Here is a 4954-nt window from a genome sequence, read left to right on the forward strand (position 1 = left end):
AGGAGCTCCACCATGGAACCCATTCAAACAGACAGCATCCAAGAGCACAGCATTCGCACAAGCGATTTCTATGAGGCCGCCTACTACCTATCAGAAGGCATCCCCCCAGAGGAGATTACTTGCCGCCATCTAAACAAGAACATCATCTGTGACTTCTACTTTGACCCCCGCCAAATTGGCAGCCATCAATTTAACTACCATAGCAGCCAGGCAATAGTAAACCTTCTAGCCTTTCGCCGTAGCTACGCGGAAGTTCTAACTTGCGCTAACCAAGCAAAGCGTGAGTACAGGAAGGGGCAGAAGAGCGCCTCTTATGGTGAATGAGTGATGGCCATGGACAACAAAGTAAGACAAGCAGAAAAGGAAATCCTAAAGAACAAGGTGAACATCGTGGCCCTATTTGCTTCCTTAGGTGTTCAGTTGGAGAAGAAGGGCACAAGTTGGATGGGCAATTGCCCCTTTCATGAGGATAAAACCCCAAGTTTGTCGGTGAACCAGGAGAAGGGCCTATACAAGTGCTTTGGCTGCGGGGAAGGCGGAGATGTATTTACCTTTGTGATGCAGAAATTGGGGCTAGGCTTCTCCAAAGCCGTAAGCTATCTGGAAGAGTTCGTGGCCATCGGTGCCCCCGGCACAAGTGCCACCCAAGCCCCAGCCCGGGAACTACCAGTCCAAAGGCTGCCAGCCCAAGGGCCCATAACAAGCAAGGTGAGCCTCATAGATGTGCTTAGCTCTTATCGTAAGGAGCTTGAAGCCTCCAGGGAAGCAATAGACTACCTAAGGGGCCGGGGGCTCTACCAGGGGCAAATACTAAGGCGCCTAGATGCAGGCTATGCCTCTGGCAGCCTACTAGAGAAGTGCAGCCAAGGCCAAAAGGCAGCCCTAAAAGATATGAAAATCATAAGCCGCAAAGGCAGAGAAGCCTTTAAGGGCTGCATAACCATAGCTTTGCGAGATTTAGGAGGCCAAGTAGTAGCCCTCTATGGCAGAAGGATTACAAACAGAGCCCCCAAGCACATCTACATGGCAGGCCCTCATCAAGGCCTACTCAACCCAGCAGGCTACCTAGCCTACCAAGAGAGAATGATTTGGACTGAAGGCATCATCGATGCGATTAGCCTGATGGTGCTGGGCTTTGCAGGCGTAGATGCGCTCTATGGCGCAAACGGTCTAAGCCAAATGCACACCCAAGCGCTAAAAGAAGGCCGCACAAAAGAAATAATACTAGCCCTAGATAACGATGAAGCTGGCAGGGCTGGAGTGAGCAAGCTAAGAGAACAACTAAAAGAACAGCGCCTGATAATACGAGTGATATTCCCGCCTGAGCCCCACAAGGATTGGAACGATTTTTTGCTCTTAGAAGGAAGCAACCAGGATAAGAAGAGGGCAATCGAGGGCCTAATAGAGGCGGCAAGTCCAACATACCCGCCGCCGGTGAGGCTGAAGATAAGCAAAAAGAATGGCCGCTATGTAGCAAGCTCCCAGGAAGTAGATTATGCCATCATAGGAGTAAAAGAAGGCTTTGTATCCTCCCTCAAGGTGAACATCCGTGCTACCAACAACAAGATTGATGAAGAGATAAGAATGGCCACCAAAGAGGTCGTCAACAGAGGCCGTTTTATCGACAATGTGGATCTGTTCTCAGCTAGAAGCCGCAGCCTCTTTGCCACCCAGCTAGCTAGCAGCTTGCAAATAGAAAGCGCCAGAGTGGAAGAGGATTTGATAGACATACTAGAGCACCTAGAGAAGATGAGGGAAACCCAGAGCAGCAACTCAAGTGAACCCCGGCCCCTGAGCGTGCAAGAAATAGATGCGGCCATGTCCCTGCTTAAAGACCCCAAGCTATTTGAGCGCATAGAAGAAGACCTAGAAGCCCTAGGCTATGTTGGCGAGAGCGTGAACAAGAGGCTCATGTACATAGCGGCAAGCAGCCGCAAGATGGAAAGCCCCATCTCTCTAATAGTTCATAGCCAATCAGCATCTGGCAAAAGCTACCTTATCGACACAGTGAAAAAGCTAATGCCCCCAAAAGAGGTGCTTAGCCTAACAAGCCTTTCAGACCAGGCCCTAAACTACATGGCAGATGATGCCCTAATGGGCAAGCTATTAGTACTTGGTGAATCCGTGCACTCGGAGGCTGTAGAACACCAGCTTCGCGAGATGCTATCTAGCGGGGAATTAAGCCGCCTGGTTACCGCCAAGAACGAGAAGAGCGGCCAGCTTACAAGCAAGATAGTTAGAAAGAAAGTGAAAGTGGCCATGGTGATGAGCAGCACAGAAGAGTACATAAACGAAGAGAACGCCTCAAGATGCTTTCTAATAGGCACAGATGAGAGCCAGAAACAAACCAAGGCCATACACAAACGCCAAAGGCAAAAGTACAGCCTGGATGCCTACAGAAAACAAAGAGAAGCAATCCCCGCCATCATTGAGCGCCACCAGACCGCCCAAAGACTCTTAGAGCCCAAACTAATCATCAACCCATTTGCGGAAGTACTAGACTTTCCATCAAAGCAGATGCGAACCAGGAGGGACCACGAGCGCTTTATAGACCTGATTGCCGCAGTCTGTTTTCTTCGCCAACACCAGAAACCGCCTGCAGCTGCGCCCCACATTGAATGCGACATGGAAGACTATCGCGTAGCCTATAAGATAATGAGCGCCATACTGCCCTCCACACTAGGAACGTTGCCATCTAGCGCCTTAAGAGTGTACGAACCCCTAAAGGCCCTAATAGAAACCCGCAGCTCAAAACTCAACATCAAGGAAGATAAGCTTTGGATTACCCAAAGGGAACTAAGGGAGTATAGCGGACTTGGGCACGACCAAATAAAGAAGAACCTACGCACCCTTGCTGAATGGGAATATGTAAGAGTTAGAGGCTCTAGCCGAGGTATGAGGCTAAGATATGGCCTATCTAGTAGGCTTATCAGCCACTCTAGCGAAGCGCTTCCCAGTCCCCAAGTGATACTAGAGCGCCTGAAAAGTGGGGCCAAAATGAAAAAAGAACTAATTCCTTTTTATGCAAAGAATAAAAAGAAAGTGGGGCCAAGTGGGGCCAAAATTAGAGCCACTGGCTAATTCCTTTTTACATAAAGAATAAGAAGCAAAGTGGGGCCGATGGGGCCGGGCGTTGTTTGACGTTTAACTCTTGAGCTCATAAGGAGATAGAAGAAAGTGGGGCCAAAAACTCAAAAAGAGATAAAGCCAAAAAAACACATATACCCTAAAAGCGCCAACAAAACCCCCACCAACAACGAACTATTTCTTGCCTACCTCAAGGAACAAAAGGCGCTAGGAGCCAAAGCAGGCGTGATTGCCAGCGCTAGAAACAAGCTAAAAAGATTCCTTAACTTCCTAGAAGAACATGGCCAGCGCCTAGGCGAGCTAACTTATGAAATCGCAAGTGAGTACCAGCGAAGTCTTCTTGAGCACAGGATGAAAAATGGCAGGCCATATAGGCCAAACACGGTTATCAATCTCATGAGCCAGGCCTCCAGTTTGGCCGCCTGGCTAAGCCAAAACAGCATAATACTAACAAATCCCTTTAGAAGAGTTAGAAAAATAGCGCAGCACAAGAGATTACCCAGAGACCTACCAGACGAGGATAGCCTAGATGCCTTTCTTGATCATCTCTCTAACTTCGATAGTCTCCAAAACTTAAAGAACACCTTGCGACGCTACCGCACCCACATACTGGCAGAGTTTCTATACTCTAGCGGCCTGCGTATAGCAGAAGCCAGCGGGGTGAGAATGGAAGATGTGGATTTAGATGCGATGAGGCTTATCGTTAGAGAGCCAAAGGGTTCTAGAATTCGCACAGCCTTTCTAGGCAGCTACCAAGTTAGCCTGCTAAAGGTATACATAGAGCGAATCCGACCCCTTCTGATAGAAGCCGATAAACGCCTAGATAGCTCCAGGCTATTCTTAAACTCCCTAAACACCATCAGAAGGAAGTTCAACGAGGACTTAAAACAAGCTTTAAGGGAACTTTCAAAGAAGCCTGGCTTCAAACCCATCAGAATCCGCTCCCATGATTTACGCCACTCTCTTGGCTACCACCTACTACGGGCAGGCTGCCCCTTGCGCTACATCCAGCAGATACTAGGACACGCGCATATTGGAAGTTCGGAGGTTTACACCAAGGTGGACGGCCAGGGGCTATCTTTCATGCTCGATTCCTATCACCCCCGGGGAACTATCCCAAGAATTGGCCCAGATGGCTAGGTTTGATAGACACTACTCGCTTGGGTTTTGCCGCCGGGCCATGCTGGCTAACGGATATAGAGAATCTACCATAGAGGTAAGCCTCTCAATGCTAGATAGCTTTTTAGCTTTCCTGGAGAAGTTGAGCATAGTGGATATACGCCAGGTAAGCAGAGAAGACATAGTAGCTTATCTTGGCCATGCCACAGAAAACTATAAACCAAAGACAGTGGATACACACCTTAGCATGCTTAGGCGTTTTTTCACGCTGCTCTACAAGGATTCAAAAATACTGGACTACCCAATGGAAAACATACGCCTAAAACCGCAACCTAGCCCGCCCAAAGCCTTCTTTAGCGTTCAAGAGGTGATAGCCTTTCTAGAATCCATCGACATCCACCAAAGCCTTGGCCTTCGAGATAGAGCACTATTTGAGCTTATATATTCCAGCGCTCTTCGCTCTAGTGAAGCCTCAGGGCTGCTAGTTGGGGATTTAAACCTTGAGAGTAGACGAGTTTTGATTCGAGCTAGCAAAAACAATGAAGATAGGCTCCTACCCATAACAGCCACAGCAGCCAGCTTCCTGAAACTATATCTTCCCATAAGCGCCCCAAAGGAACGAGTAGTGTTTCTATCTTCTAAGCTTACCAGGCTACATGGAGGAGGGATAAACTCTAGGTTTCATTACTGGCTTAAAAGAAGTGGCCTAGAGAGGAAAGGCTTATCGGTGCACTCACTTCGCCATAGC

Annotated in this window: 4 protein-coding genes; all 4 read left to right on the forward strand. The window is 48.5% G+C overall.

Going from position 1 to position 4954, the window contains the following annotated elements; genetic code table 11:
* The coding region (locus tag S1OALGB6SA_RS00240; protein ID WP_230204320.1) for a hypothetical protein at positions 1 to 324 on the forward strand (324 nt) is incomplete at its 5' end.
* Between the two features lie 9 nt (positions 325 to 333).
* Positions 334 to 3081: a CHC2 zinc finger domain-containing protein gene (locus S1OALGB6SA_RS00245; protein ID WP_195910201.1), complete on the forward strand. Its 2748-nt coding sequence runs from the start codon at positions 334 to 336 to the stop codon at positions 3079 to 3081.
* 96 nt (positions 3082 to 3177) lie between these two features.
* Positions 3178 to 4227 (forward strand): tyrosine-type recombinase/integrase, encoded by a 1050-nt coding sequence (locus S1OALGB6SA_RS00250; RefSeq protein ID WP_124032172.1) that lies wholly within the window; start codon positions 3178 to 3180, stop codon positions 4225 to 4227.
* A partial coding sequence (locus S1OALGB6SA_RS00255; RefSeq protein ID WP_124032173.1) for a tyrosine-type recombinase/integrase occupies positions 4220 to 4954 on the forward strand: 735 nt, incomplete at its 3' end. The genes S1OALGB6SA_RS00250 and S1OALGB6SA_RS00255, both read left to right, overlap by 8 nt.

Origin of the sequence: Olavius algarvensis spirochete endosymbiont (assembly GCA_900608495.1) — a bacterium.
Taxonomy (GTDB): Bacteria; Spirochaetota; Spirochaetia; order DSM-2461; family DSM-2461; genus UBA2779.

Excerpts from the sequence above, each read along its gene's own strand:
- S1OALGB6SA_RS00245 (WP_195910201.1), top strand. The coding sequence starts at position 334 with ATGGACAACAAAGTAAGACAAGCAGAAAAGGAAATCCTAAAGAACAAG.